Origin of the sequence: Variovorax paradoxus B4 (assembly GCF_000463015.1) — a bacterium.
Taxonomy (GTDB): Bacteria; Pseudomonadota; Gammaproteobacteria; order Burkholderiales; family Burkholderiaceae_C; genus Variovorax; species Variovorax paradoxus_E.
Window position 1 is genome coordinate 1,233,872 of sequence record NC_022247.1, and the last position, 25,219, is coordinate 1,259,090.

The window sequence follows — 25,219 nt, forward strand, 5'->3', positions numbered from 1 at the left end:
CTGGCGCTGTCAGAGATCGGGCATGCCCATCGCCGGATCGCTCACCGAATGCCTGCCGGTCTCGACGCGGCCGGCAAAGCGGCGCACGAAGCTCGTGTCGGCATCGCAGGCCACGGTGAAGTCGTACCACGCGCCGCTGGCCGCCAGGTCCCAGTGCAGTTCGGCCTTGGCGCCGCCTTCCACCGTTGCGGTCCACGGGCCGTCGGTTCGATAGGCCTTGGCACGCACGGTGAACTTGCAGGCGCTCTTGCCGCCGTTCCGCATCTCCAGGTACACATTGCCGTTGGCGATGTCGTAGCACACGCGCACCTCGGGCACGGCCACGCCGCCTGCGCGAAGGGCGTTCAGGTCGCCCTTGAAGTGGCGGTGAAAGCCGTTGGGCCCGAGCACCCACAGGTCGTAGAAGCCGCTGTCGTCGCGCATCGCGTTCCACGCATCGTCGAGCGTCTTGCCGGGCTCGACCATGTAGCGGCGCGGCAGGCGGTCGAGGTTGAGCTTGTCGTAGACATGGAACACCGCGCCTGTCGTACCCGTGTTCGAGAACAGCAGCCGCACGGTGCCAGCCGCCGCATCGGCGCGCGCGCTGGCATGCAGCTCGTAGGGCAGCGCACGCGAGGGGCGCGTGCCGGTGGCCTGGCGCGGCAGTTGCGGATCGAGCGGCAGCGGCACCTGGCCCAGCGCCTCCTGGCTCAGGCGCAGCTGGTCGGCTTGGTCCCGCGTGCTGCGGCCGGCGAGCGTCGGCAGCGGCTCGCCGTTGGGATTGGCGAAGTTGAACGCGCTCGTGAGGTCGCCGCACACCGCGCGCCGGAAGGCGCCGATGTTGGGTTCCTGCACGCCGAAGCGCGCCTCGAGGAAGCGCAGCACGGAGGTGTGGTCGAAAGCCTGCGAGTTGACCCAGCCGCCGCGGCTCCAGGGCGAGATCACGTACATCGGCACGCGTGGGCCGGGGCCGTAGACGCGGCCGTCGGGCGCAGGCTGCCTGGTGCTGCCGGGCGGCGCCGCATGGGTGAAGTATTCGGGGCCCAGGTCCGCTTCGGGCAGCGTGGTCCTGCCGGCAAAGCTGCCGTCGCCGTTCGGCGAAGGTGCCGAGGGCGAGGGGAGGTGGTCGAAGTAGCCGTCGTTCTCGTCGAAGTTCACGAGCAGCACGGTCTTGCTCCAGACCTCGGGCACGGCGGTGAGCGCATCCAGCACTTCCTGCAGGAACCATGCGCCCTGCACCGGGCTGGACGGGCCGGGATGTTCGCAGTAGATCGACGGTGCGTTCATCCAGCAGACCTGGGGCAGCTTGCCCTCGCGGATGTCGCGCCTGAAGGCGTCGAGGTAGTTTTCGGGCCGCGTGCCTGGCAGCGTGTTGGCCACGCCCTTGTACAGCGGGCTCTTCGCGTCGTCGGTGGCCGGATCGTAGGCATGGTAGGGCAGCGGCTGGCCGGTATCGGCATAGGGCGTGTTCGGCTCGCCGCCGCTGGACACCGGAAAGCCCGAATCGAGGTTCGCCTGGCGGAACTGCCGGAAGGCGCCCAGCATGTTGTCGCCCCATTCGTCGGGCATGTTCTGGTAGCTGATCCAGCGCACGCCCGCTGCCTCGAGGCGTTCCGCATAGGTCTTCCAGGTGTAGCCGGTGCCCACCGAGCCGGGACGGCCATCGATCCAGTCCCATTCGTTGCTGACGAAGGCCGTGTGGGCCGCGCTCGCGCCGTTGGTGCCGGTGAGATGGAAGGACCGGTTCGCGTCGGTGCCTGTGTGCATGCTGCAGTGGTACGCATCGCAGAGCGTGAAGGCGTTGGCGAGCGCGAACTGGAACGGGATCTCCGCGTCCTTGTGATAACCCATGGCCTTGCTGGTCTTGTAGCGTGGCCATTGGTACATGCGGCCGCCGTCCCAAGCGCCCTGGCTGTCCGCCCAGTCGTGGGGTGTGCCGCCATCGCGCTGGGCATTGCCCTTGCTGCTGTCGAAGTGATAGGGCAGCACTTCCTTGCCGGTGGCGTCCAGCTGCTGCCAGACGCTGCGGCTCGCAGGCAGAGGAATCGTGAAGCGGTCGCCGAAGCCGCGCACGCCGGCCAGCGTGCCGAAGTAGTGGTCGAACGAGCGGTTCTCCTGCATCAGGATGACGACATGCTCGACGTCCTTGATGGTGCCGGTCTTGTTGTGGGCGGGAATGGCAAGCGCGCGGCGGATGCTCGGCGGAAAGGCCGAGAGCGCAAGCGCGGCGGCGCCGGTGGTGGCGGTGCCTGTGAGAAATCTGCGGCGCGAGTTCATGGTCCGTGCAGCTCTCTCAGAGATCGGCCATGCCCATCGCCGGATCGCTCACCGAATGCCTGCCGGTCTCGACGCGGCCGGCAAAGCGGCGCACGAAGCTCGTGTCGGCATCGCAGGCCACGGTGAAGTCGTACCACGCGCCGCTGGCCGCCAGGTCCCAGTGCAGTTCGGCCTTGGCGCCGCCTTCCACCGTTGCGGTCCACGGGCCGTCGGTTCGATAGGCCTTGGCACGCACGGTGAACTTGCAGGCGCTCTTGCCGCCGTTGAGCATCTCCAGGTACACGTTGCCGTTGGCGATGTCGTAGCACACGCGCACTTCGGGCAGGGCGACGTCACCGGCGCGAAGCGCGTTCAGGTCGCCCTTGAAGTGGCGGTGGAAGCCGTTGGGGCCCAGCACCCAGAGGTCGTAGAAGCCGCTGTCGTCGCGCATCGCATTCCACGTGTCGTCGAGCGCCTTGCCGGGCTCGACCATGTAGCGGTGCGGCAGGCGGTCGAGGTTGAGCTTGTCGTAGACGTGGAACACCGCGCTGGCCGTGCCGGTGTTCGCGAACAGCAGCTGGATCTTTCCGCCGATGGCATCGCTGCGGGCACTCGTGTGCAGCTCGTAGGGCAGCGCGCGCGAGGGCCGCGTGCCGGCGGCCTGGCGCGGCAGCAGCGGGTCGGGCGGCAGTGCCACTTGCGCCAGGGCCTGCTGGTCGGTGCGCAGCTTGTCGGCGTCGGCCCTGGTCGTGCGCCCCGAGAGGGTGGGCAGCGCTTCCGTATTGGGCGTGGCGAAGTTGAAGGCGCTCGTGAGGTCGCCGCACACCGCGCGGCGGAAGGACGAGATGTTGGCCTCCTTCACCCCGAAGCGCGCTTCGATGAAGCGCAGCACCGAGGTGTGGTCGAAGGCCTGCGAGTTGACCCAGCCGCCGCGGCTCCAGGGCGACACCACATACATCGGCACGCGCACGCCGGGGCCGTAGACCCGGCCGTCGGGCGGCGGCTGATCGGTGGTGCCGGGTGGATTCGGGTGGTTGAAGTACTCGGGCTTGAGCGCTTCGGGCGGCAGCGTGGTCTTTCCTGCGGGCGTTCCGTCGGCGTTGATCGAAGGCGCGGCCGGCGAAGGGCAGTGGTCGAAGTAGCCGTCGTTCTCGTCGAAGTTGATGAAGAGCACGGTCTTGCTCCACACGTCGGGCACGGCGGTGAGCGCGTCGAGCGTTTCCTGGATGTACCAGCCGCCCTGCACCGGGCTCGAAGGGCCGGGGTGCTCGGAATAGGTTGCGGGCGCGACGATCCACGACACCTGGGGCAGCTTGCCGTTCTTGATGTCCTGGCGGAACTGCTCGAGAAAACCGCCGTCCGGCATGGTGTTGGCAATGCCCTTGTAGAGCGGATTGCCGGCGTCGTCGCTGGCTGGGTCGTAGGCGGGCGAGATCGCGTCGTTGCTCACGGGCTTGCCGGAGGCTTCGTTCGCGAGCCGGTATTGCTTGAAGCCGGCCAGCGAGTTGTCGCCGAAGTTCTCTGGCATGTTCTGGTAGACGATCCAGCTGACCTTGGCTTCCTGCAGCCGCTCGGGGTAAGTCTTCCAGCTGTAGCCGTTGGCCGAGCTGTCGATCGAATCCCACTCGTTGTTGACCGTGGCCACGTTCGCGCCGGTGGGGCCGTTGGTGCCGGTCCACAGGAACATGCGGTTCGAATTGGTGCCGGTGTGCATGCTGCAGTGGTACGCGTCGCAGAGCGTGAAGGCGTTGGCCAGTGCGAACTGGAAGGGCAGTTCCGCCTCTTCGAGGTAGCCCATCGATTGCGTGAAAGGCGCGGTCTTGGTTTTCTTGTACCGCACCCATTCGTACATGCGCCCGCCAGCCCACGCATCCTGGCCATCGCTCCAGCTGTGCGGCGTGCCAGCCACGCGCTGCGCATTGCCCTTCGAGCCGTCGAGGTGATAGGGCAGCACTTCCTTGCCGGCATCGTCGAGTTGCTGCCAGACGCTGCGTCCCTTGGGCAGCGGAATGGTAAAGCGGTCGCCGAAGCCGCGCACGCCCATGAGCGTGCCGAAGTAGTGGTCGAACGAGCGGTTCTCCTGCATCAGGATGACGACATGCTCGACGTCCTTGATGGTGCCGGTCTTGTTGTTGGCGGGGATGGCAAGCGCGCGGCGGATGCTCGGTGGGAAGGCCGAGAGCGCGAGCGCGGCGGCGCCGGTGGTGGCGGTGCCTGTGAGGAAACTGCGGCGTGAGGTCATGGTGTTGTTCTGGCGGTTCGTGGCGATCAGGGTGCGCAGCGCATCTCGGGCTTCATGCCGGTGTCGGGCGGCGGCGTGGTGGGTGTGGTCGGCGTCGGAGTTCCCACGACAGGCAGGCCGCCGAAGAAGCCGCCACCACCGCCGCTGCCGCCACCGCAGGCGGAAAGGGCGCAGGCCAGGATCAGCGCGGGAACGAGCCGCGCAGGCAGGGATGAAAGTCGCATGGGAGATTCCTTGGGAGTCGTTGCGTGGGCGCTCGGAAGCAGAGCGTCGAAAAAAGGCCGCGCGGGCTGGACGACGCGACGCCGGAAAGCATCGCGAAGCACCGCGCAGCGGACAGGCCGCAAGACTAGGGAGATCGCGTTACATCGCCATGAACGGGCGATGACAAGGCCGAGGCGCGGCAAGCGCCACGGGATCGCTCAGCGCTCGTTGCTGATGCCGCTCGAGACGTGGCCCGCGGGCACGTGGCGTGCCGCGGCATCGACGTGGCCGGTCTGGTCGTCGAAGAAGAAATCGGGTTCGAACTCGCGCAGGAATTCACCCTTCGGAAGACCGCCGAGGAACATCGCCTCGTCGACGCGGATGTTCCACTTCATGAGCGTGCGGATCGCGCGCTCGTGCGCGGGGGCGCTGCGCGCGGTGACCAGCGCGGTGCGGATGCGCATCTGCGCGTTGCCCGCCATCTGCAGGCGATGCAGCGCCGTCAGCAGCGGCTTGAAGGGCCCTTCGGGCAGCGGCAGGTCGGCCTTGCTGAGCTCGTGCGCCTGGAAGGCGTCCAGGCCCTCGGCCTGGAACACGCGCTCGGCCTCGTCGGAGAACAGCACCGCGTCGCCGTCGAAGGCGATGCGCACCTCGTTGGGCCAGGCATCGCTGGCCTTCACCGATTCGACCAGCACGCGCGCGGCCGGAAAGCCCGCGCCGAGCGCTTCGCGCACGTCGTGCGCATTGACCGACAGGAACAGGTGCGCGCGCAGCGGCCGCAGGTAGCCGAAGGGCGGGCGCCCCTGCGTGAACACGCCGCGCTGCAGCTTGATGTCGGCGGCCGCGCTCGAGCGGAAGATGCGCATGCCCGAGACCGGATCGTTGCGCGAGAGGATCACCACCTCGACGCGCTGCACGCCGTCGTCGTTGAAGCGCAGCAGCTTGCGGATCAGCGAATACGCGATGCCCGGCGCCGCCGGCACGTCGATGCGGTCGAGCTGCAGCTTCATGTAGCCCTCGTTGTCGCCGGCCTCGAAGATCCTGTTTTCTTCTTCGAGGTTGAACAGCGCGCGCGACGAGATCGCGACCACGAGTTTGTCTTCGAGGGTGACGGGCATGGCGTGCAGTGCTTCCTGGCGGACTTACTTGACGAACTGGTTGAGCTGGATGATAGGCAGCATCACCGCCAGAACGATGAGCATCACCACGCCGCCCATGGCCACGATCAGCAGCGGCTCCAGGATGGTGGCCAGGTGCATCGCGCGGCGCTGCACTTCGGCGCCCAGCTGGTTGGCGGCGCGCTGCAGCATCAGCGGCAGCGTGCCGGTCTGTTCGCCCAGCCGCGCGAACATCGAGACCAGTCCGGGAAACCGTTTTTTCTGCGCCAGTGCCGAGGCCAGCGGCGCGCCTTCGCGCACCAGCACCAGCGCGTCGAGCGCATCCGCGCGCATGGCGCGGTTGCCCAGCGTTTCGGAGGCCGCCTGCAGCGCGCGCAGGATCGGCACGCCGGCGGTCGCCAGCATGGCCAGCGTGCTGGCGAAGCGCGCTGCGTTGTAGCCGCGCGCGAGCTTGCCGACCAGCGGCAGCCGGAGCCAGGCGGCGTCGAACTTCAGGCGGAAGTCCTCTTGCGCCAGCGCCAATCGCGCAGCGATGGCGGCGAGCACCACGCCGCCCAGCATCCACCACCCGTAGTTGCGCACCGCCGCGCTCAGCGACAGCATGACGGTGGTGAGGAAGGGCAGCGAGCGCTTGGTGCCCGCGAACACCTGCGCCACCTGCGGCACCACGTAGCTCACGAGGAAGATCACGATCACGATCGCCACCAGCGTGACGATGGCCGGATAGAGCGCCGCGCCGATGAGTTTCTGCTGCAGCGCCTGCCGTTCCTCGAGGTCGTCGGCGAGCCGGTCGAGCACGAGGCCGAGGTTGCCGCTTTGCTCGCCCGCGCCGATGACCGCGGTGTAGATGGGCGAGAACTCGCGGGGGTGAGCCGCCAGCGCTCGTGCAAAGGGCGAGCCCGCGTTGACCTCGGCGCGCAGCGAAGCGACCAGGTTGCGTTGCGGCTCGGTCTCGGCTTCGTCGGTGAGTGCGGTCAGCGCGCGTTCGAGCGGCAGGCCGGAGGACACGAGGCCCGCGAGCTGGCGCGTCCAGACCGCGAGGCCGGTGGAGCTGAAGATCCTGGCGCCGCCGCCCAGCCAGCGGCGCAGGCCGCCATTGCCGGTGCCGTTGACGTGGCTGCTGCCCACTGGGGTGACCGACAGCGGAATGAGCGCCTGCGCACGCAGCAGGCTGCGCGCGCTGCGCGCGGTGTCGGCCTCGAGCACGCCTTCGCGCGACTGGCCGCTGGCATCGATGGCTTCGAAGGAATAGGCGGGCATGGGAAGGCCGAGTGAAGCTATTCGCGCGTGACCCGCACCAGCTCGGCGCGCGAGGTGATGCCGGCCTGCACCAGCCGTTCGCCGTCCTCGCGCATCGAGCGCAGGCCGCCGCGTGCGCCGGCTTCGAAGAGCTGGCTCTCGGCGGCCTTGCCGTGGATCAGCGCCTGCACTTCGTCATTGGCCACCAGCAGCTCGAAGATGCCGGTGCGCCCCTGGTAGCCGGTTTGCCCGCACACCTCGCATCCGGCGCCGGCGCAGGCCGTGCAGACCTTGCGCACCAGGCGCTGCGCGAGCACGCCCAGGAGCGACGAGCTCAGCAGGAAGGGCTCCACGCCCATATCGGTCAGGCGCGTGACGGCGCTGACCGAGTCGTTGGTGTGCAGCGTCGCAAGCACCAGGTGGCCGGTGAGCGAGGCCTGGATGGCGATCTGCGCGGTCTCGAAGTCGCGGATCTCGCCGATCATGATCACGTCCGGGTCCTGCCGCAGGATGGCGCGCAGCGCCTTCGCGAAGGTGAGCTCGATCTTGGCGTTGATCTGCGTCTGGCCCACGCCCGGCAACTCGTATTCGATGGGGTCTTCCACCGTCATGATGTTGCTGCGGCTCGCGTCCAGCCGGGCCAGCGCGGCGTACAGCGTGGTGGTCTTGCCCGAGCCCGTGGGGCCGGTCACCAGGATGATGCCGTGCGGCTGCGCGATGAGGCGCTCGAAGCGCTCCAGCGTGTCGCCCTGCATGCCGACCGATTCGAGCGTGAGCTTGGATTCGGTCTTGTCCAAAAGGCGCAGCACCGCGCGCTCTCCGTGCGCGCTGGGCAGCGTGGAGACGCGCACGTCGACCGCGCGCGTGCCGATGCGAAGGCTGATGCGCCCGTCCTGCGGCAGCCGCTTCTCGGAGATGTCGAGGTCGGCCATGATCTTCAGGCGCGAGATCAGCGCGGCATGCAGCGCGCGGTTGGGCTGCACCACCTCGCGCAGCGTGCCGTCGATGCGAAAGCGCACGGACGAGGTGCGCTCGTAGGGTTCGATGTGGATGTCGCTCGCGCCATCGCGCGCGGCCTGCGTGAGCAGCGCGTTGAGCATGCGGATGATGGGCGCGTCGCCGGCACTTTCCAGCAGGTCCTCGACCGCTGGCAGCTCCTGCATCATGCGCGAGAGATCGGCGTCGCTCTGCACCTCGCTCACCACCGCGGCGGCGCTCGACTCGCCCTGCGCATAGGCCGCGCTGATGCGCTGCGCGAGCGGGCCGTCGGCCAGCACCTCGAAGGCCTGCACGCCGTACTTGCGCGTGACCTCGCCGACCGCGCTGCGCGCGGGATGGCTCGACATCCACAGCGTGTGGCTGCCGTCGTCGGCTTCTTCGAGCAGCAGCTGCTGGCTGCGTGCGAACGCGTAGGGCAGGGGGTGGCGCATGGGCTTCAGGGCAGTTCGCGCGAGCTGGTCGGGTCGGCCGTGGGCGGCAGGGCGCCGCGCAGCGGGCTCGGGCGCAAGGTACGCGTGTCGGCGGGTGGGCGCGGCGGCGGGATGAGCTGCGTGCCCTGGATGCGGTCGCTGCCGTTGCTGTTGCTGCCGGTATCGCGATTGCCCGCGCGGGGCGGCGGGGCTTCCGGTAGCACGGGTGCGGAATCCACCCCGCGCAGCATGACGTTGTCGGTGTTCGGCTGCGCGCGCTGCTGCATGCCGCGGATCTCGTCGTAGCGGTCGTAGGCAAAGGCTTCGGTCGAGGCGCCGTCGCGCATGACCGCCGGGCGCAGGAACATCATCAGGTTGCTCTTGGTGCGCGAGCGGATCTCGTTCTTGAACAGGTTGCCGAACACCGGAATGTCGCCGGCCACGGGCACCTTCTCGATGGTGTTGTTGTAGTCGTCCGACAGCAGTCCGCCGAGCATGACCAGGCCGCCGTCTTCCACCAGCACGCTGGACTCGATCGAGCGCTTGTTGGTGGTCGGGCCGTTGGAATTGCTGACCGTGTTCTGGTCGACGGTCGAGGTTTCCTGGAAGATGGTCATCTTCACGGTGCCGTTCTCGTTGATGGTCGGGCGCACGCGCAGCGTGAGGCCCACGTCCTTGCGCTCCACCGTGGTGAATGGGTTGATGCCCACCGAGCCCGAGGTGCTGGCGTACTGGCCCGTGACGAAGGGCACGTTCTGGCCGATGACGATCTTGGCTTCCTCGTTGTCCAGCGTCAGCAGGTTGGGCGTCGAGAGCACGTTGGCGTCGCCGTCGCTGTTGAAGAAGTTCGCAATGGCGCCCAGGATGTACTGGCCGCCGATCTTGCCGGCAATGCCCAGGTTCAGGCCGGAAGACGGCCGAACGTTGGCGACGTCGCGCGTGGCCAGGGCCTGGGTCAGCGCCAGGATGTTCGCGCTGGCCAGGCTTGAATTGGTGCCGATGACCGCGTTGTTGCCCAGCGCGCTCTGCCACTGGACGCCGAAGTTGGCGGCCTTCTTGGCGCTGACCTCGACGATCAGCGCTTCGATCATGACCTGTGCGCGCCGGCCGTCGAGCTTGTCGATCACCGCGCGCATCTGGCGGTACTGCGGCTCGGGCGCCGTGATGATCAGCGAGTTGGTCGACGGGTCGGCCTGGATCTGTCCGCCGGTCGACGGCTGGTTGGCATTGTTCAGCGGTGCGTTGGCGGCCGCCGAGCCGGTTTGCCCGCCGAGGCTGGCTTGCTGCATGGCCTGCGGTGCGCTGGCCTGCGGCTGCGCCTGGCTGCCACCCGTGGCGCCTGGCGCGCCCGGCGTGCCGGGCAGCTGGTTCGCCGCCATGGCGGCGCGCAGCGTGGCCGCCAGCCGCACCGCATCGGCGTTCTTCAGATAGACCACGTAGATGTTGCCGGCCGCGCCGTTGCTGCTTTCGGCGGGCGCGCGGTCGAGCTTTTCGACCAGCGTGCGCACCAGCGCCACACGCGCCGGATTGGCCGCGCGCAGGATCAGCGCATTGCTGCGCGGGTCGGCCAGCAGGGTGGTGCGGAACGACGCGTCGGCCGTGCCCGGCGCGGCGGCGCCCGGTGTTGCGCCCGAGCCGCTGCCATCGACCAGCCGGGTGATCAGCGGCAGCATGTCGGTGGCAATCGAATGCTTGAGCGGGATCACCTCGATGTCCGACGCATTGGGCACGTCGAGCGCCGCGATGATGCGCGCCAGCCGGCGCATGTTGTCCGCGTAGTCGGTGATCACGAGCGAGTTGTTGCCCGGGTTCACGTTGATGGTGTTGTTGGGCGGAATGAGCGGGCGCAGCACCGGCAGCAGGCTGTTCGGCGACTCGTAGTTGAGCCTGAAGATCTGGGTGACGATCTGGTTGCCGGCCACCGAGCCGGCGCTGGGCGTAGCGGTATTGACGGTCTGGGTCTGGAGCTTGGCGTCGGCTTCGGGCACCACCTTGTAGAGTCCTTCGGCCTCCACCACCGCGAAGCCCTGCAGCCGCAGCGCGGAAGCGAACTGGTTGAACGCCGCGGCCGGCGCGATGGCGCGGTCGGTGACGAGATTCATCGTGCCCTTGACGCGCGGGTCGACCACCACGTCACGGCCGGTGACCACCGCCATGGTGCGGGCCACGGCCTCGATGTCGGCGTTGGCGAAGTTGAGCGTGATGGGCTCGCCCCGGCGCGGCGCATCGCCGGTCTGCGCGAACGCGGTCGGCACGGCCTGCAGGAAGGTGGCGGCAACCAGCATCTGCGCTGCGAGTGCAACGACGGCGAGGCGGCTGCCGGGCGAAGTCAGTGGCTTCATCATGATCAACCCAGGGTGATGATCGAACGCGCGTTGTCGCGCCGTCCGATGATGTTCAACAAATTGGAAAGCGCGTCTTCGCGGCCGGCCGCGGCGCTGGCTTCGCCATTGAAGCGAAAGGCGGTGCCGTTCCAGCTGCCGCTGCCGTTCAGCTGAAGGCTGCCTTCGCGGGTGCTCAGCAGCAGGCTCGGGCGGCTGCCGCCTTCGAGCGTGAGGCGGTAGCTGCCCATCGGCTTGAGCGTCGACAGGCTGGACGACACATCGGTGGCATCGAGCGTGGCCTGGCCCGCGATGCGCAGCACGGGACCGTCCCACTGCATGGAGAGGGCCCGGGTGGAGAGGTCGAGCGTGCCCTCGAGCCTGAGCGTGTTCCAGGGCGCGCCCAGGCCGGTCAGCAAGGTGGCGGGCCAGCGCGAACTGCCGTCGCCCCATTGAAGCTGCATGCCGTTCGCGCGCGGGCTGGCCTTGAGTTCGAGCGGCCGGGCCGCGCAGCAGGGCAGGTCGAGCACGGCGAACATGCCGCTCCAGGCGGGCCGCATGCGCCAGTTGAGCGAGCCGGGCAGCGACACCGCCTCGGCGCCGCCGGCACCGCTGGCAAGCACCACGGCCGCCGTGCCGTTCCAGACCGTGCCGCGCGGGTTGACGAGCAGCAGCCGGCCCTGGCTCCAGCTCGAGAGCGCCATGGCCAGCCAGCGGGCCGGTGCGAACAGCACCAGCGCCAGCAGTGCCCCCAGCACGATGCCGAGCACGGCCCAGCGCCAGCCGCGGCGCGGCGCGGATTCGGAAAGGGAGGAGCGCGTCACCATGCGGCCGTGCTCAACGGGCTGCGGGCAGCGCCATCACGAGCGTGCCCTCCCAGCGCACCTTCGCGGGCTGCGGGTCCTTGCTGCCGGCGGCCGGCGGCGCGGCGGCCGCACGGGTCAGGTGGGCCTCGCGCGGCACCGCGTGGGCATTGCCGCGCGCCTGCGCCAGCCACTGGGCCACGGCATCGGCCGGCGTGGCGCGCATCGTGATGGTGGCGGCGCCATCGCCGCTGGCCGTCATGAGCTGGGCATTGGTGCCCAGGCTCTGGCGCACCGAGGTTTCGAGGGCGCGCAGCGCGTCGTCCCGGTTCAGCCGGGGCTGCGCCTGCAACGCCTTGGCGCGGTTCTGCAGCAGGGCCATCTGCTGCAGCTGCGCGTCGAGTTGCGCATGGTCGGCCGGCGCCGCGGCCAGCGTGCGCAGCGCGGGGGCGAGCGCAATCCACCACAGCAGGGCAAGCACCACGAGCGCGGCCGCGATGGCGACCATGCGCCGCTCGCGCAGTTCGAGGGCGGCCCATCGGGCCTGGAGCTGTCCGCCGAAGTTCATCGCGCAGCCTCGGCCTGCACCAGGAGCAGATCGCCCTCGGCGCGCACGCTGTAGCCGCGCGGGCCCATCGCGCCGGACAGCCGCGTGAGCTCGGAAGGCTGCAGGCCCAGGCCGCGCAGGCGCAGTTGGCCGGCGCTGTAGTCGATGGCGCTGGGCGTCCTGGCCGGCGGAAGATTGGGAGCGAGCGCGCCGATCATCGGTTCGAGATCGCTGCCTGCGACATCGCCCACGGCCTGCTGCAGCGCCGCGACCTCGCGCGCCATCTGCAGCGGCGCGTCGACCACGAGTTTCACGGACGGGAAGGTCTGGGTCAGCATGGTCCTGACGGCCTGGCGCTTGGCCTCGAGTGCATTGCGCTCCTTCCAGGCCCAGGCATTGAGGCCGATCAGTTGGGTCAGCAGCAGGGCGACGATGCCCCAGCGTGCGGCGCGCCACTCGGGCGCATAGCGCAGCGTCTGGACCACCGATGCAAATTTCTTGCCGGCGCGGGCACGCCCCGTCACGGCGAGGTCGAACTGCGCGAGCTCCCAGGGCGAGCGCGCGGCCTGAAGCCAGCGCTGGGGCGCCTGCACGATGGGTAGGCGGCGCTCGAGCAGATGCTCGGCGGCTTGCGCGACGGCGGGCTCGGCGGTGATCACGGCGGTGTCGAGCGGCAGGCCGGCGGCGAGCGCGAGCCCGGCGCCCGCGAGCGGCAGCGAGACCACGCCGTCGGTGTCGCACACCGTGAGCTGCGGTGCCTCGGCTTCTCCGGTGACCTGCAGCAGGGGCGGACCGTCCGCGGGCTGCGGAGCGAACTCGGGAACGATGCGCACCACGCGCCGCCCGGCCGACTCCAGGCCCTGCACCAGCGCGCGCAGCCAGATGCGGTTGCAGGCCGCCACCCAGACCGGCGCGCCGGCCCTGGCCTCGGGTTCGAGCGCGAAGTGCAAGGCTTCGGGATCGTCCAGCAGATGTTCTTCGAGCAGGCCGTCGAGCACGGCACGCAGCTTCGATGCGCTGCTCATGCTGCCCTTGGGCAGCGTGACGCGGTGCCAGGAAAGCGCCGCGGCCGGAATGCCGAGCGTGACTTCCGCGCTGGCCGGCAGCAGCGCGAGCAGCGCGCGGCCATGGTTGCGCAAGGCGATGCCGTCGTCGCCTGCCTGGGCCCAGTCGTACTCGCCCGCGGCGTCGGCCGGGGCGAGAGGGGCGATGAGCAACAGCGGGGTCATTTCGATTTCAGGAGGGCGGGTGATTGTAGGGGGGCGTCCATGGTGCCATTGCTACTTTATTTGTAGCGTTTGACGTAGATGCGACGGGCTCTAGGCGATGTATTGATGCAACAGAAATGAAGAAAGGAAGCTGCACTCAGGGTTTAGCCGGAGTGGCTGTTGCGAGGCCGGCGCCGCGGTTGCGCCAGATCGTCTTCACGGTGACGCCGTCGCGCTGCAGCAGCGAGCGCTCCTCGACCCAGGTGCGGTCGAGCCGCAGCCTGCCGTAGACCTCGAAGAACTGGGTGCTCACGCTGTGCTGGCCGGCGTTGAATGGCGTGCCGTTACTCGGGAGCGCGGCGTTGGCGTCGGCGATCTGCTTGAAGTACGAGCGGGTGCGCTTTTCCACCAGCTGGCGCGCATCGCTGATGCTCAGCGATGGCAGGCTGGCGCTGATGGCCTCGGCGCTGGCGGTATTGATGTTGAGCGGCGTGCGTATCGGGAGGATCGTCACGTAGGGTTCGAGGGCAGCCACGGTCGAGGGCGAAAGGCCGAGCCACACCAGCTGCGAGACCTCCTGCGGCATCAGCGGCGCCGCGCCGGCATCGCCGCCGGCGGCGTCGGTGCCGGTGGCCAGCGCGCGCACGAGCGAGGCCGTCATCGCGCTGAGCTCCGAGGCGGGCAGGCCCAGGATGTTGAACAGCTTGGTGAAGGTGGCGATGCTTGCCGGCACCGGCTTGTTGCCATCGACCAGCGACAGCACGTTGAGCTTGGATTGCGCGTCCACGATGCGGCCCGACAGGAAGGCGTCGGGCAGTCCTTCGAGGTTGTCGCTGGCCACGTTTTTCTCGGCCGACAGAAAGCTCGTGAGCCGTGCTTCCGCGAGCGGCACGGCCCAGGGCTCGGCCAGGTGGTCGGGCCCGCCGGTGAGGCCGTCCTCGCGCAGGATCAGGCGCGACCAGTCGAGCGCGCCGATCAGCACCCACGCCGCCTGCACGCGTCCGCGCTCGGCGGCCTCGACTTCGGACGCACGCCATTGCTGCCACAGCGCCGCGGCGGAGAAGGTGGCGACCAGCATCACGGTCAGCATGGCCGCGAGCAGCGCGGCGCCGCACTGCCGGTGGGCGCGCGGATGCGGATGCCCCCGGGAGAAAGCGCGCAACGCCGTCATGACCGTGGCGCTCCCACCGTGGGCTTGACCCAGTCGCGCGTGAGCGTGCCCGCCAGACCTTCGCCCGGAGACAGGTTCAGCACCAGGCGAACGCCGTCCGGCATGTTCACGAGGGCGCCAGCCGGGTTGGCCGGGTTCGCCGGATTGGGCGCGCTGGCCGGCAGTTCGCCCGCGGGCGTCCAGGCGTTCTCGCGGAAGTAGTAGAGCTGCCAGCTGGCGACCGGCATCAGCGCGACGTCTCCGCCGCCGCCTTCCTGCGCCCACGAAGAGGCCATGTTCCACGCCTGCTGCCATTCGCTGCGCGTGGTGAAGGGCGGCGACTGCCAGCGCCGCCAGCGGACCCCGTCGTTGCCGGAGCGCAGCGTCCATGCCACCACCAGCATGGCGGGTGCCCCCGCATCGCTGCCGCGCCGCGTGAGCCGCAGCACGCGGCCGTCCCAGTCGATGGGGCGGGTTTGCGCGATCGGGGTCACGGCGTCGAGGTCGGCACCCCATTGCGAGAGCGTGGTCTGCAGCGTCAGCACCGCGTCGGCGCGCTGCTGGTTCTGCGTCGTGGCGCGCGACATGTTGTCCAGGCCGCGCCAGCTCACGAGCGCCAGCAGCGCCATCACGGCAATGGCCACCAGCAGCTCGATCAGCGTGAAGCCGCGGCGGGCTCGCCGGCTTGCGAAGCGGCGCATCAGAAGCGGCCCACCACGGTCGAGATGCGCAGCACCGGCGCGTCGGCCTCGTCTCGCACCTGCACGTCGACGCGCCGGAAGTTGGGGTTGAGCGTGGCGATGGTGGAGGTGGTCACGTTGAACGAGACGCCGGCCTGCACGCAGATCGAGCCTGAATCGCCCACGGCCGGCATCTGCCTGGCCAGCCGCGCCTTGGCGAGCTCGTTTTCCGCGCAGAGGTCGGCCAGCAGCAGGTCGGACTGGCGCTGTGCATTGCGTGTCAGCGACATCGTGGCCTGCGAACCCGCCGCGAGCGCCAGCGCGACGATGCCGAGCGCAATCAGCACTTCGATCAGCGTGAATCCGCTGCATGCCGAATGGCGCCGGGACATCATGGCGTGCTCACGGTGAACGGCCGCAGGCCGTCGGTGGCAATGCGCAGCGACCGCGCGGGCGGGCCTTCGGAATACAGCGTGATCTGCTGCGCGGCGATGATCGGATCGGGGCCGAGTTGCACCACCGCAACCGGCGCGCCACCGGCCAGCGAAGCCTGGGCGCTGATGCCGCTGGCGACCCAGCCGCTGGGCAGCGCATCGGGCGGAAGGCCGTCGAATACGAAGCTGCCGCCCTCCACGATGCGCCATCGCACCGCGACACCGCTCGCGCGCGACTGGGCGCGGGCCGATTCGAGCAGCGCAGCCAGCCGGTCGGCCTCGCGGTCGAGCCGGGCCGCGTTGGTGTCGCGCATCGCGAAGCTCACACCGGCCGTCGCGATCGCGATGATTGCGATCACCACGATCAGCTCGAGCAGCGTGAAGCCGCCCGCGCGCCTACTGCCAGCTGCCGATGTCGGCATTCTTGCCCTCGCCGCCGGCCTGGCCATCGGCGCCGAGCGAGAGCACGTCGATTTCGCCCTTGATACCCGGATTCATGTATTGATAGGGATGTCCCCACGGATCGTTCGGCAGCTTTTCGACGTAGGGCTTCCAGTTGGGCGCGGCCGGCCCGACGGTCGGGCGCACGAGCAGCGACGGCAGGCCCTGCTCGGCCGTCGGATAGCGCTGGTTGTCCAGGCGGTAGAGCTTGAGCGCCTGCATCAGGTTGTTGATGTCGGTCCTGGCGGCGGTCACGCGGGCGTCGTCGGCGCGCTCGATCACGTTCGGCACGATCAGTGCGGCCAGCACGCCGATGATGACCAGCACCACCATCAACTCGATCAGCGTGAAGCCGCGCTGGGCAGCGCGGGTAGCGTCGCGTAGGATTTTTTTCATAGCTTGGATGACATGGTTCGGAAGGCGCGCTGCATGATAATCCGCGCCCATGACAAGTCCCTATTCCGCCGCGCGCTGGCATGCCCCCGTTGCAACCACGGGACTCTGGGCGCTGGCCGCCGGTGCGGCGGTGTTCTGGGGGCTGCGGCTCGCGGCGCCGCCCGAGCCCGTGGCCGCGGCGGCCACCATGCCCCGGGCATCGGTCTCGGCCGACGCGGATGCGGTCGCGCGGCTGCTTGGCGTGGTTTCGGCCAACGAAGCGGCGCCCGCCGCACCCGAGGCGGCCAGCCGCTTTGCGTTGTCCGGCGTGGTGGCGGATTCGCTCAACCAGGGCGCCGCGCTGATTTCCATCGACGGCAAGCCGCCGCGTCCGTTCCGCGTCGGTTCGCGTGTCGGCGACAACTACGTGCTGCAGTCGGTCGGGGTGCGCGCGGCGACGCTCGGCACCAGCGCACAGGGGCCGGCGGCTTTCACGCTGCAGCTGCCCGTGCGTGCGCCGATCAGCGTCGGCAGCCCGGTCCCGCCGGGGATGCCGGCCTCGCCAACGCCCACGGCCAGGCCCAGCGGGCTTTTTCCGGCCACGGTGCCCGCCGTGGTGGCGCCGCCTGCCGCCGGTGCCGCACCGCCGCAGGCGCCGCCATCGCCGCCGCCGGGGTCTGTGCAGCAGTCCCCCGCGCAGCCTGCGCAGTAAAAGCCAGGCGGCCGCTCAGGCCTGCAGGAACAGCCGATACGCCGGATTCGCCGTTTCCTCGACGTACGGATAGCCCAGCGTTTCGAGGAAGGCGTCGAAGGCCGCCGCGTCGCCGGCGGGCACCTGCAAGCCCACCAGGATGCGGCCGTAGTCGGCGCCCTGGTTGCGGTAGTGGAAGAGGCTGATGTTCCAGTTCGGCCGCATCAGGCTCAGGAACTTGAGCAGCGCGCCCGGGCGCTCCGGAAACACGAAGCGCAGCAGCCGCTCGTCATGTGCAAGGCTCGTGCGCCCGCCCACCAGGTGCCGCAGATGTTCCTTGGCGAGTTCGTCGTGCGTGAGGTCGAGCGCGTCGAAGCCGTGGGCAATGAAGGTCTGCGCGATGGTCGTCGATTCGCCACGCGTCGAGGTGGTCAGGCCCACGAACACATGCGCCTTGGCCGCGTCGCTGATGCGGTAGTTGAACTCCGTCACGTTGCGCAGCGCGCCGCCGATGGAGCCTGTTTCCTGCGACTCGCTGGCCGGCATCTCGCCCACCAGTTCGCAGAAGCGGCGGAAGCTGCCGCGCTCTTCGGGAATGGTCACCGCGAACAGCGCCTCGCGCTCCTCGCCGACCTCCGCGCGCTCGGCCACGAAACGCAGCCGGTCGAAGTTCATGTTGGCGCCGCACAGGATGGCCGCGTAGGTCTCGCCATGGCGGCCGTGCCCGGCCACGTACTGCTTGATGGCGGCCACCGCGAGCGCGCCCGCCGGCTCCACGATGCTGCGGGTGTCGACGAACACGTCCTTGATGGCCGCGCAGACGGCATCGGTGTCGACCGCGATGTATTCATCGACCAGGTCGCTGGCAATGCGAAAAGTCTCTTCGCCCACGAGCTTGACCGCCGTGCCGTCCGAGAACAGTCCGACGTCGGGCAGGCTCACGCGCTGGCGCGCCGCCACCGATTGCATCATGGCGTCGGAGTCGTTCATCTGCACGCCGATCACCTTGATCTCCGGGCGCACCGCCTTGATGTAGTTGGCCACGCCCGAGATGAGCCCGCCGCCGCCGATGGCCACGAAGACCGCGTCGAGCCGGCCCTGGTGCTGGCGCAGGATTTCCATGGCGATGGTGCCCTGGCCCGCGATCACGTCGGGATCATCGAAGGGGTGCACGAAGGTCAGGCCTTGCTGGGCCTGCAGTTCGAGCGCGTGCAGGTAGGCATCGGAATAGCTGTCGCCATGCAGCACGACTTCGCCGCCGAAACCGCGCACCGCATCGATCTTGAGCCTGGGCGTGGTCACCGGCATGACCACCACGGCGCGCGTGCCCAGCTTGCGCGCGCCCAGCGCCACGCCTTGCGCGTGATTGCCGGCCGATGCGCAGATGACGCCGCTCGCCAGCTGCTCGGGTGTGAGGTGCGCCATCTTGTTGTAGGCGCCCCGCAGCTTGAAGCTGAAAACCGGTTGCTGGTCTTCGCGCTTGAGCAGCACGGTGTTGCCGAGCCTTTCGCTGAGCGCATTGGCTTTCTCAAGCCCCGTCTCGACCGCCACATCGTAAACACGGGCGTTCAGAATTTTCTTGAGATAGTCGGCGGGCGTCAGTGCCGGCACAGGTACGTCGCGCACGTTTTTTTCCAAGGGAGTTGCATTTGATAAATGACGATGATAAGAGGCATCGGGATTGCGTACGGGATATGGCATGGACACAAATGTCATAAACCTCATCCGGAGAGCCCCGGCGGCGAACGATTCCGGTTTTTTTGCGCGCACCTATCCCGCGAGCCACGGGCCCGCCAGTCATTCAGCAAATGAGCCAAATCTGTCAACCGTTTCTGTCAGCGACCTTTCCAAAGGATTGATGCAGGCAGAGGCGGCGCGCGTGCAGCGAGGCGAAATCGGACGAGCCACCTGGCAAGTGATGGGCAACAGATTGCGGGCGCATGTCGTCCCGTTGCTGGGTGCCGTGCCGGCCCAGGCATTCGCCACTTGCGATGCGCAGCGCCTGATCGACCATCTGGGGGCGCAAGGCTTCACCAGCGCGACGGTCGCGCAGTAGCTCGTGCTGCTGCGCAAGGTGGTGATGCATGGCGTGAACATCGGCGCGCTTCGCGACGTGCCGCCCTTCCCGAAGGTCAAGGTGCGCAGCCAGCCGCGCGGGAGCTTCAGCGTTGCGGAGTACCGGAGCGTCGTGGCGGCCGCGCGCAGGCTGCGTGGACAGCCGCATCCGGTGCTTGATCAGCTGGCCTCCGGCGCGCGCTTCTGGATCGCGCGCGAGCTGCTCGTCATGCCGCAGGAGCTGCCGTGGCTGATTCGCTGGATGGTCAACACCTTCGTTCGTCCGAGCGACATCAAGCTCATGAAGCACAGGCACATAGAAACCGTGCGCGGCAAGCACGTCTACCTGCGAATGAACCTGCCCGAGACCAAGCGGCACAGCCAGCCCATCGTGAGCCTGCGCCCGGCGGTGCGGGTCTATGAATGCCTGCTCGCCCACCGCCGCGAGCAGGGCTTTGGCGGCGCGGAAGGCTACATCTTCATGCCGCAATTGAAGAACCGCGAGCACGCGTTGGCGGTGCTCAACTTTCTCTTTCACTGGGCGCTCGAAGCCACGTCGCTCCAGAAGGGGCCGCTGGGCCAATCGAGGACGCTCTATTGCCTGCGTCACACAGTCATCACCTTGCGGCTGCTGTATGGCCAGGGCATCGACATGCTGACCTTGGCGCGCAATGCGCGCACGAGCGTGAACATGGTCGAACGTTTCTACGCGTCGGTTCTGAGCGGAGAAATGAATGTGGGGTTGCTGCAAAGCAGGCGCGGCCGGGCGATTTGAGCAAAGCCAAAAAGCCGCCCGGCTTGCGCTGGGCGGCTTGATACTGGATTGACTCGAACTCGCTGGCGCCAGCATCGGAATCAGACGGTGATCAGAAGGCGTGGCCGATGCCGAAGTCGTAGCCGGTCGAGGTCTTCGGGGTGAAGACGTTGCTGCTGATGAAACTTCGGGTTGAAATCGCCGCTGACCCTCAGGTCCGCACCGTTCTTGCTGCTGATGCGAGCGACCGTTGCGTACAGGGCCGTGCGCTTCGACAGGGTGTGCACGTAGCCCAGCGCCAGCTTGTTCGCCTTCGGGTCCGGTTCGTTGAGGAACAGGTTGTTGTCTTCCGTCCTGTACTTCACGGCCGAATACGATGCGCGGATCAGGCCGGCGCCCACCGGAACCGTCACGCCCAGCAGCCAGCCATTGAGCTTGTTCGATGCCACGGAAGCCGGCCGGGCGAAGACGTCGCCGTCGATGTCGGTCTTCTCCCGGGCCCGGGACAGTTCGCCGAAGAGCTTCACAGGACCGAAGCCATACGAAGCGCCGAGGTTGAAGGTGTTGACCTTGGTGGTCGTGCCGGCGTCGTAGTCGCCGCCCACGGTGTTGCTGCCGCAAGCCAGTGCAACACCCTGGGGGCCGTGGGCATAGCCGAAGCGGCCGCCCACGTAACGGCCGGTGCGCGAGTTGTTGGCCTCGTCGGGCGCGGCCAGGCCCGGGCTGTACTTGGTCTTCTCATGGAAGCCGTACATCACCTGGCCGTAGAAACCACCGAGGTTCGGCGGCAGGAAGTAGCCGACCGAGTTGCGGGCGCGGGTGGGGTTGCCAAATGCGCTGGTGGCCGTCTGGATGAGGTTGGTGCCGAACGGATCGAACACGGAGTTGTTGTGGAACGTGGGGGTCGGGTCGCGGCCGAGGCGGACTTCACCGAAGCCACCTGACAGGCTCACCGTCGAGCGGCGGGAGAAGGTGGCAACACCCTGGCTGCCGTCATCGTTGGCGACCGGGGCTTCGAGCCAGAAGCTGGCTGCCAGGCCGCCACCGAGGTCTTCCGTGCCACGGAAGCCCAGGCGGCTGGAGTTGTCGCCCGAGTGGGACATGCCGCGGCTGCTGGTCCGGACGCTGCCCCGGTTGACCTAGAACGGGTCATGGGCGACCGGGAGGCCGAAGGCGTTGTACGTCACGCCGTTGTTCAGGTCGCGCGAGCTGTTCGAGTGGCCGCTGATCGACGCGTCGACCACGCCGAACAGCGTGACGGACGACTGAGCCGAGGCAACACCGGCAACAGCCAGGGCAGCCAGAGCAACTGCCCTTTTCGGCCAAAAAAACTAGAGTGGGCCCACGGCGCTGCGGGCCCGGAAAGAAAAAAGCCCCGAGCTTTGCAGCTCGGGGCTAAATCCACCAATTGGAAGGGTGGAGGAGACAACCGGTGCGCACGGTTTCGTACGCGATGAAATAAAGTATATCGGTTGTTTGTTGCGTTGCAACAAGCAAGTGACGCTTTTCCCACACAGAAAGTGGTGTCAGCGTGCTTTTTTGCCGAACATCCTGAATGGATCTGACGAAGATGGAATGCACAGTAAGTTGGACCGGCGATGCCGGAACCCGCTCGGCCATGGGTTTCGTGGCCGAGACGGGCAGCGGCCATGTCTTGATGATGGACGGGGCGCCGGATGCCGCGAAACCCGAGAACGGCGGCCAGAACCTGGCGGCCCGGCCCATGGAAACGGTGCTCGCGGGCACCGGGGGCTGTACCGCCTACGACGTGGTGCTGATATTGAAGCGCGGCCGCCACCGCGTCGAGCGCTGCAGCGTCAAGCTGACCAGTGAACGCGCGGAAAAGGATCCCAAGGTCTTCACCAAGATCCACATGCATTTCACGGTGGCGGGCAAGGGAATTCCTGCCGCTGCCGTCGAGCGCGCGATTGCCATGAGCCACGAAACCTACTGCTCGGCCAGCATCATGCTCGCGAAGACCGCCGAGATCACCACCAGCTTCGACCTGATCGAAACCTGAGCCCGCAAGGCCTCAGATCCGGTGCGCCACCGTGGTCATCACGCGGGAGGCGAACCGCATCAGGGCCTTGGCCGGGGCCGGCAATTCCGCAGCTCCGGCATCCACGGCCTGCGCGGCGTGCCGTGCCTCATCGATCTTCATCTGCTCGACCACGGCCCTGGACGCACTGTCGGCGGGCGGCAGGCGGCCGAGATGGCTCTCCAGGTGAGCTTCCACCTGGCGTTCGGTCTCTGCAACGAACCCGAGGCTCAGCGGATCCCCCAGGCGTCCGGCCACCAGGCCCAGGCCGAAAGCACCCGCATACCAGAGCGGGTTCAGAACCGAAGGCCGGGCGCCGAGCTCGTCCAGCCGCTGCCGCGTCCAGGCCAGGTGATCGGTTTCTTCGTGCGAGGCCTCGAGCAAGCGGGCCCGGAGGACAGGGTCGCGCGCCACCGCGGCCTGGGCGGTGTAAAGCGCCTGCGCACACACCTCGCCCACGTGATTCACCCGCATCAATGCGCCGGCTTCGCGCCGCTCCGAATCGGTCAGCTCTCCGGGTGGCTGGACGGGCGGGGGCGTGGACCGCGTTGCATGGGGCCGGGCAAAAAGAGTACGCAATGCCGCGTCAGCCGCAGTCAGAACGGGGTCGAGCGTAAAAGTCATCCCCATATTTGAACGTATGCGGAAAGAGCAGTGCGAAACAGTTGCTTCATTTCACATCGTGGTTTGTGAGGGCGCCCAAGTCCTTTGTTGCAGGACTGCAACGAAACGCGCGGGCCGCCGGAGATTTCGGGCGATTTGTTTTGCCCTGCCGCAGCGGCTCTGGTGCAATAGCATCAACTTCCCAAAAGGAGGTTGGCCCGGGGTCCGGTGGGAGCACAAAAGTGCCAGTCACGGTGAGCCCTTCGCACCGGAGCCCTATGTTTAACCTTGGAGAAACTTGCAATGAAAAAATCTCTAGTTGCTCTGGCTGCCCTGGCTGTTGCCGGTGTTGCCTCGGCTCAGTCGTCCGTCACGCTGTTCGGCGTGGTCGACGCGTCGATCAGCGGCTACTCGAGCACCTCGCGTGACCTGAACGGTGCCACGTTCCTGAACCCGTTCTACCTGAACCAAGGCAGCGTCAAGGTCAGCCGCCGTGAGTTGGCCAACTCGGGCTACAACTCCAGCCGTCTGGGCTTCCGTGGTACGGAAGACCTCGGTGGTGGCCTGGCAGCCAGCTTCTGGCTCGAAGCTCCGATCACCAACGATGATGGCGCTACCGGTGTTTCGACGTTCAATCGTCGTTCGACCGTGAGCCTGTCGGGTGGTTTCGGTGAAGTCCGCCTCGGCCGTGACTACACCCCGACGTTCTGGAACAACACCGTGTTCGATCCGTTCGGCACCAACGGCGTTGGCACCAACCTGATCCAGACGGCCGCCGGCGACTTCGGTCACCCCACCCGCGCCAGCAACACCATCGGCTACTTCCTGCCGCCGAACCTGGGTGGCTTCTACGGTCAGCTGCAGTACGGCTTCAGCGAGAAGACCAAGTACAGCCCCGGTCTGGCTACGCCTGACGTCGCGAACAATTCGCGCACCGGCCGCAACATCGCAGGTCGCTTCGGCTACGCCAACGGTCCTCTGGACGTTGCAGTTGCTTACGGCAGCAGCACGGTTGGCGACCAGTTCTACGTCGGCACGACCACCAAGATCAACACGCTGAACCTCGGCGCTTCGTATGACTTCGGTCCCGTGAAGCTCTTCGGTGAAGTGTCGAAGTCCAAGAACAAGGTCGACTACGAAGTCACCCCGTTCCTCGGCGGCCGTCCTGACGTCGACCTCACCGGCTACCTGCTCGGCGTGACCGTGCCGGTCGGTGCTGGCCTGATCCGCGCTTCGTACTCGCACGTCAAGTACGACAACAACGCTCCTGTGGTGTTGTTCGCGCCTGAAGCTGCTGACCCGAAGGCCAACAAGCTGGCTCTGGGCTACGTGCACAACCTGTCGAAGCGCACGGCTCTGTACGCAACGATCGCTCGCGTGAGCAACAAGAACGGTGCAGCTCTGACCGTTGGTGGCCCGGCTTTCATCAACAACGCCGTCTTCACCCCGAAGAACTCCACCGGCTACGACTTCGGTATCCGTCACGCTTTCTAATTTGAGGCTGGCCTTCGCCAGCTTTGAATCGAAAGACTCAAAAGCCACTCGACGAAAGTCGAGTGGCTTTTTTATTTGTGGCTTCGCTGGTGGTGCATGGGCTCAGGCGAAGCGCACCATCTGCGTGCACCCCCGGGGAACCACCGTGCGGGCACGCACCTTGCACTGCTAGCATGCCTGTTCACTTTGTTTGCTGAATGATTGCCTTCGTCCTGCGCCGCCTGATCCAGGCCGTGATCGTCATGATCGCGGTCGCGTTCATTGCCTTTCTCCTCTTTCAATATGTGGGCGACCCTGTCGTTTTTCTGCTGGGGCAGGATGCCAAGCCAGAACAGATCCGCGAGCTGCGCGCCGCATTGGGGCTCGACCAGCCCTTCTTCGTGCAGTTCTGGCACTTTCTCGTCAATGCAGCCCAGGGCGAGTTCGGCCTGAGCCTGCGCCAGGGCGCGAAAGTGTCGCGCCTCATCGGCGAGCGCTTTCCGGCCACGCTCGAACTCGCGCTCGTGGCAGCCGTGCTGGCGCTGTTCATCGGCATCCCGATGGGCGTGTACACCGCGCTGCGCCGCGGCACTTTCCTGAGCCAGGTGTTCATGACCGTGTCGCTGCTCGGCGTGTCTCTTCCCACCTTCCTGATCGGCATCCTGCTGATCCTCGTGTTCGCGGTGCTGCTGGGCTGGTTCCCGAGTTTCGGACGCGGCGAAACCGTGCAGTTCGGCTGGTGGAGCAGCGGTCTGTTCCGGGCCGACGGTTGGCATCACATCATCCTGCCGGCCGTCACGCTCGCGATCTTCCAGCTGACCTTGATCATGCGGCTGGTGCGTGCGGAGATGCTCGAGGTCTTGCGCACCGACTACATCAAGTTTGCGCGCGCGCGCGGCCTGACGAACCGCGCCATTCATTTCGGCCATGCGCTCAAGAACACGCTGGTGCCGGTGATGACCATCACCGGGCTGCAGCTCGGTGGCCTCATTGCCTTTGCCATCATCACCGAGTCGGTGTTCCAGTGGCCCGGCATGGGGCTCTTGTTCATCCAGGCCGTGACCTTTGCGGACGTTCCGGTGATGGCGGCCTACCTGTGCCTCATTGCCTTGATCTTCGTGGTGATCAATCTCGTGGTCGACCTGCTGTATTTCGTGGTCGACCCGCGGCTGCGCGTTGGCAAGGCCGGAGGACATTGA

General features: G+C 67.6%; 23 protein-coding genes and 1 pseudogene. 6 read left to right on the top strand and 18 right to left on the bottom strand.

The genetic code is table 11. The features are described from left to right. Positions 1 to 9: 9 nt before the first annotated feature. The 15 genes from VAPA_RS05530 to gspG form a co-directional block, all read right to left on the bottom strand. On the bottom strand, positions 10 to 2,256 hold the full coding sequence (locus VAPA_RS05530) for a phosphocholine-specific phospholipase C (RefSeq protein WP_021005782.1): 2,247 nt from the start codon (positions 2,254 to 2,256) through the stop codon (positions 10 to 12). A 16-nt stretch (positions 2,257 to 2,272) separates the two neighbouring features. Beyond that, positions 2,273 to 4,477: a phosphocholine-specific phospholipase C gene (locus VAPA_RS05535; protein WP_021005783.1), complete on the bottom strand. Its 2,205-nt coding sequence runs from the start codon at positions 4,475 to 4,477 to the stop codon at positions 2,273 to 2,275. Positions 4,478 to 4,503: 26 nt separating this feature from the next. Continuing rightward, positions 4,504 to 4,701, bottom strand: coding sequence for a hypothetical protein (locus VAPA_RS05540; RefSeq protein ID WP_021005784.1), 198 nt, complete (start codon positions 4,699 to 4,701; stop codon positions 4,504 to 4,506). 198 nt (positions 4,702 to 4,899) lie between these two features. After that, positions 4,900 to 5,799, bottom strand: a complete 900-nt coding sequence (locus VAPA_RS05545) for a 5'-nucleotidase (protein WP_021005785.1) — start codon at positions 5,797 to 5,799, stop codon at positions 4,900 to 4,902. Between the two features lie 24 nt (positions 5,800 to 5,823). After that, the gene (gspF, locus tag VAPA_RS05550) at positions 5,824 to 7,059 is read right to left on the bottom strand and encodes a type II secretion system inner membrane protein GspF (protein WP_021005786.1); all 1,236 of its coding nucleotides are present in this window, start codon (positions 7,057 to 7,059) and stop codon (positions 5,824 to 5,826) included. 17 nt (positions 7,060 to 7,076) lie between these two features. Next, the gene (locus tag VAPA_RS05555) at positions 7,077 to 8,468 is read right to left on the bottom strand and encodes a GspE/PulE family protein (RefSeq protein ID WP_021005787.1); all 1,392 of its coding nucleotides are present in this window, start codon (positions 8,466 to 8,468) and stop codon (positions 7,077 to 7,079) included. A 5-nt stretch (positions 8,469 to 8,473) separates the two neighbouring features. Next, complete coding sequence (gspD, locus tag VAPA_RS05560) at positions 8,474 to 10,792, bottom strand: type II secretion system secretin GspD (RefSeq protein WP_021005788.1); 2,319 nt, start codon at positions 10,790 to 10,792, stop codon at positions 8,474 to 8,476. A 2-nt stretch (positions 10,793 to 10,794) separates the two neighbouring features. Further along, entirely contained in the window at positions 10,795 to 11,595 is an 801-nt protein-coding gene (gene gspN, locus VAPA_RS05565) for a type II secretion system protein N (protein ID WP_021005789.1), read from the bottom strand. 10 nt (positions 11,596 to 11,605) lie between these two features. After that, on the bottom strand, positions 11,606 to 12,139 hold the full coding sequence (gene gspM / locus VAPA_RS05570) for a type II secretion system protein GspM (protein ID WP_021005790.1): 534 nt from the start codon (positions 12,137 to 12,139) through the stop codon (positions 11,606 to 11,608). Then, on the bottom strand, positions 12,136 to 13,347 hold the full coding sequence (gspL, locus tag VAPA_RS05575; RefSeq protein WP_021005791.1) for a type II secretion system protein GspL: 1,212 nt from the start codon (positions 13,345 to 13,347) through the stop codon (positions 12,136 to 12,138). The genes gspM and gspL overlap by 4 nt, the downstream gene beginning before the upstream one ends. A gap of 136 nt (positions 13,348 to 13,483) precedes the next feature. Further along, positions 13,484 to 14,497: a type II secretion system minor pseudopilin GspK gene (gene gspK / locus VAPA_RS05580; RefSeq protein ID WP_021005792.1), complete on the bottom strand. Its 1,014-nt coding sequence runs from the start codon at positions 14,495 to 14,497 to the stop codon at positions 13,484 to 13,486. Further along, positions 14,494 to 15,177, bottom strand: coding sequence for a PulJ/GspJ family protein (locus VAPA_RS05585; protein ID WP_021005793.1), 684 nt, complete (start codon positions 15,175 to 15,177; stop codon positions 14,494 to 14,496). The genes gspK and VAPA_RS05585 overlap by 4 nt, the downstream gene beginning before the upstream one ends. Then, complete coding sequence (gene gspI / locus VAPA_RS05590) at positions 15,177 to 15,551, bottom strand: type II secretion system minor pseudopilin GspI (protein ID WP_021005794.1); 375 nt, start codon at positions 15,549 to 15,551, stop codon at positions 15,177 to 15,179. The genes VAPA_RS05585 and gspI overlap by 1 nt, the downstream gene beginning before the upstream one ends. Beyond that, the gene (locus tag VAPA_RS05595; protein WP_021005795.1) at positions 15,548 to 16,012 is read right to left on the bottom strand and encodes a GspH/FimT family pseudopilin; all 465 of its coding nucleotides are present in this window, start codon (positions 16,010 to 16,012) and stop codon (positions 15,548 to 15,550) included. Before VAPA_RS05595 ends, gspI begins: the two co-directional genes overlap by 4 nt. Beyond that, positions 15,987 to 16,427, bottom strand: a complete 441-nt coding sequence (gene gspG, locus VAPA_RS05600; protein WP_021005796.1) for a type II secretion system major pseudopilin GspG — start codon at positions 16,425 to 16,427, stop codon at positions 15,987 to 15,989. Before gspG ends, VAPA_RS05595 begins: the two co-directional genes overlap by 26 nt. A 49-nt stretch (positions 16,428 to 16,476) precedes the next feature. Between gspG and VAPA_RS05605 the strand changes: the two genes are divergently transcribed. Beyond that, positions 16,477 to 17,118: a type II secretion system protein N gene (locus VAPA_RS05605; protein WP_021005797.1), complete on the top strand. Its 642-nt coding sequence runs from the start codon at positions 16,477 to 16,479 to the stop codon at positions 17,116 to 17,118. 15 nt (positions 17,119 to 17,133) lie between these two features. On the opposite strand, the gene ilvA is transcribed toward VAPA_RS05605, so the two are convergent. Beyond that, positions 17,134 to 18,798, bottom strand: a complete 1,665-nt coding sequence (gene ilvA / locus VAPA_RS05610) for a threonine ammonia-lyase, biosynthetic (protein WP_051255305.1) — start codon at positions 18,796 to 18,798, stop codon at positions 17,134 to 17,136. Between ilvA and VAPA_RS35075 the strand changes: the two genes are divergently transcribed. After that, positions 18,797 to 19,153: a hypothetical protein gene (locus VAPA_RS35075; RefSeq protein WP_230558972.1), complete on the top strand. Its 357-nt coding sequence runs from the start codon at positions 18,797 to 18,799 to the stop codon at positions 19,151 to 19,153. The two genes, ilvA and VAPA_RS35075, sit on opposite strands and share 2 nt — an antisense overlap. A gap of 3 nt (positions 19,154 to 19,156) precedes the next feature. After that, on the top strand, positions 19,157 to 19,927 hold the full coding sequence (locus VAPA_RS05615) for a hypothetical protein (protein WP_230558973.1): 771 nt from the start codon (positions 19,157 to 19,159) through the stop codon (positions 19,925 to 19,927). A gap of 91 nt (positions 19,928 to 20,018) precedes the next feature. Here VAPA_RS05615 and VAPA_RS05620 read toward each other — a convergent pair. Then, positions 20,019 to 21,201: pseudogene (locus tag VAPA_RS05620) on the bottom strand (porin). Positions 21,202 to 21,476: 275 nt separating this feature from the next. Here VAPA_RS05620 and VAPA_RS05625 point away from each other — a divergent pair. Further along, the gene (locus VAPA_RS05625) at positions 21,477 to 21,926 is read left to right on the top strand and encodes an OsmC family protein (protein ID WP_021005799.1); all 450 of its coding nucleotides are present in this window, start codon (positions 21,477 to 21,479) and stop codon (positions 21,924 to 21,926) included. A 12-nt stretch (positions 21,927 to 21,938) separates the two neighbouring features. Here the strand turns inward: VAPA_RS05625 and coq7 are convergent, their stop codons facing one another. Beyond that, positions 21,939 to 22,568 carry a 2-polyprenyl-3-methyl-6-methoxy-1,4-benzoquinone monooxygenase gene (coq7, locus tag VAPA_RS05630; RefSeq protein ID WP_021005800.1) on the bottom strand — a complete coding sequence of 210 codons (630 nt, stop codon included), beginning with the start codon at positions 22,566 to 22,568 and terminating at the stop codon, positions 21,939 to 21,941. Positions 22,569 to 22,850: 282 nt separating this feature from the next. On the opposite strand from coq7, the gene VAPA_RS05635 reads away from it, so the two are divergent. Next, positions 22,851 to 24,041 (top strand): porin, encoded by a 1,191-nt coding sequence (locus VAPA_RS05635; RefSeq protein WP_021005801.1) that lies wholly within the window; start codon positions 22,851 to 22,853, stop codon positions 24,039 to 24,041. A gap of 197 nt (positions 24,042 to 24,238) precedes the next feature. Then, positions 24,239 to 25,219 carry an ABC transporter permease gene (locus VAPA_RS05640; RefSeq protein ID WP_021005802.1) on the top strand — a complete coding sequence of 327 codons (981 nt, stop codon included), beginning with the start codon at positions 24,239 to 24,241 and terminating at the stop codon, positions 25,217 to 25,219.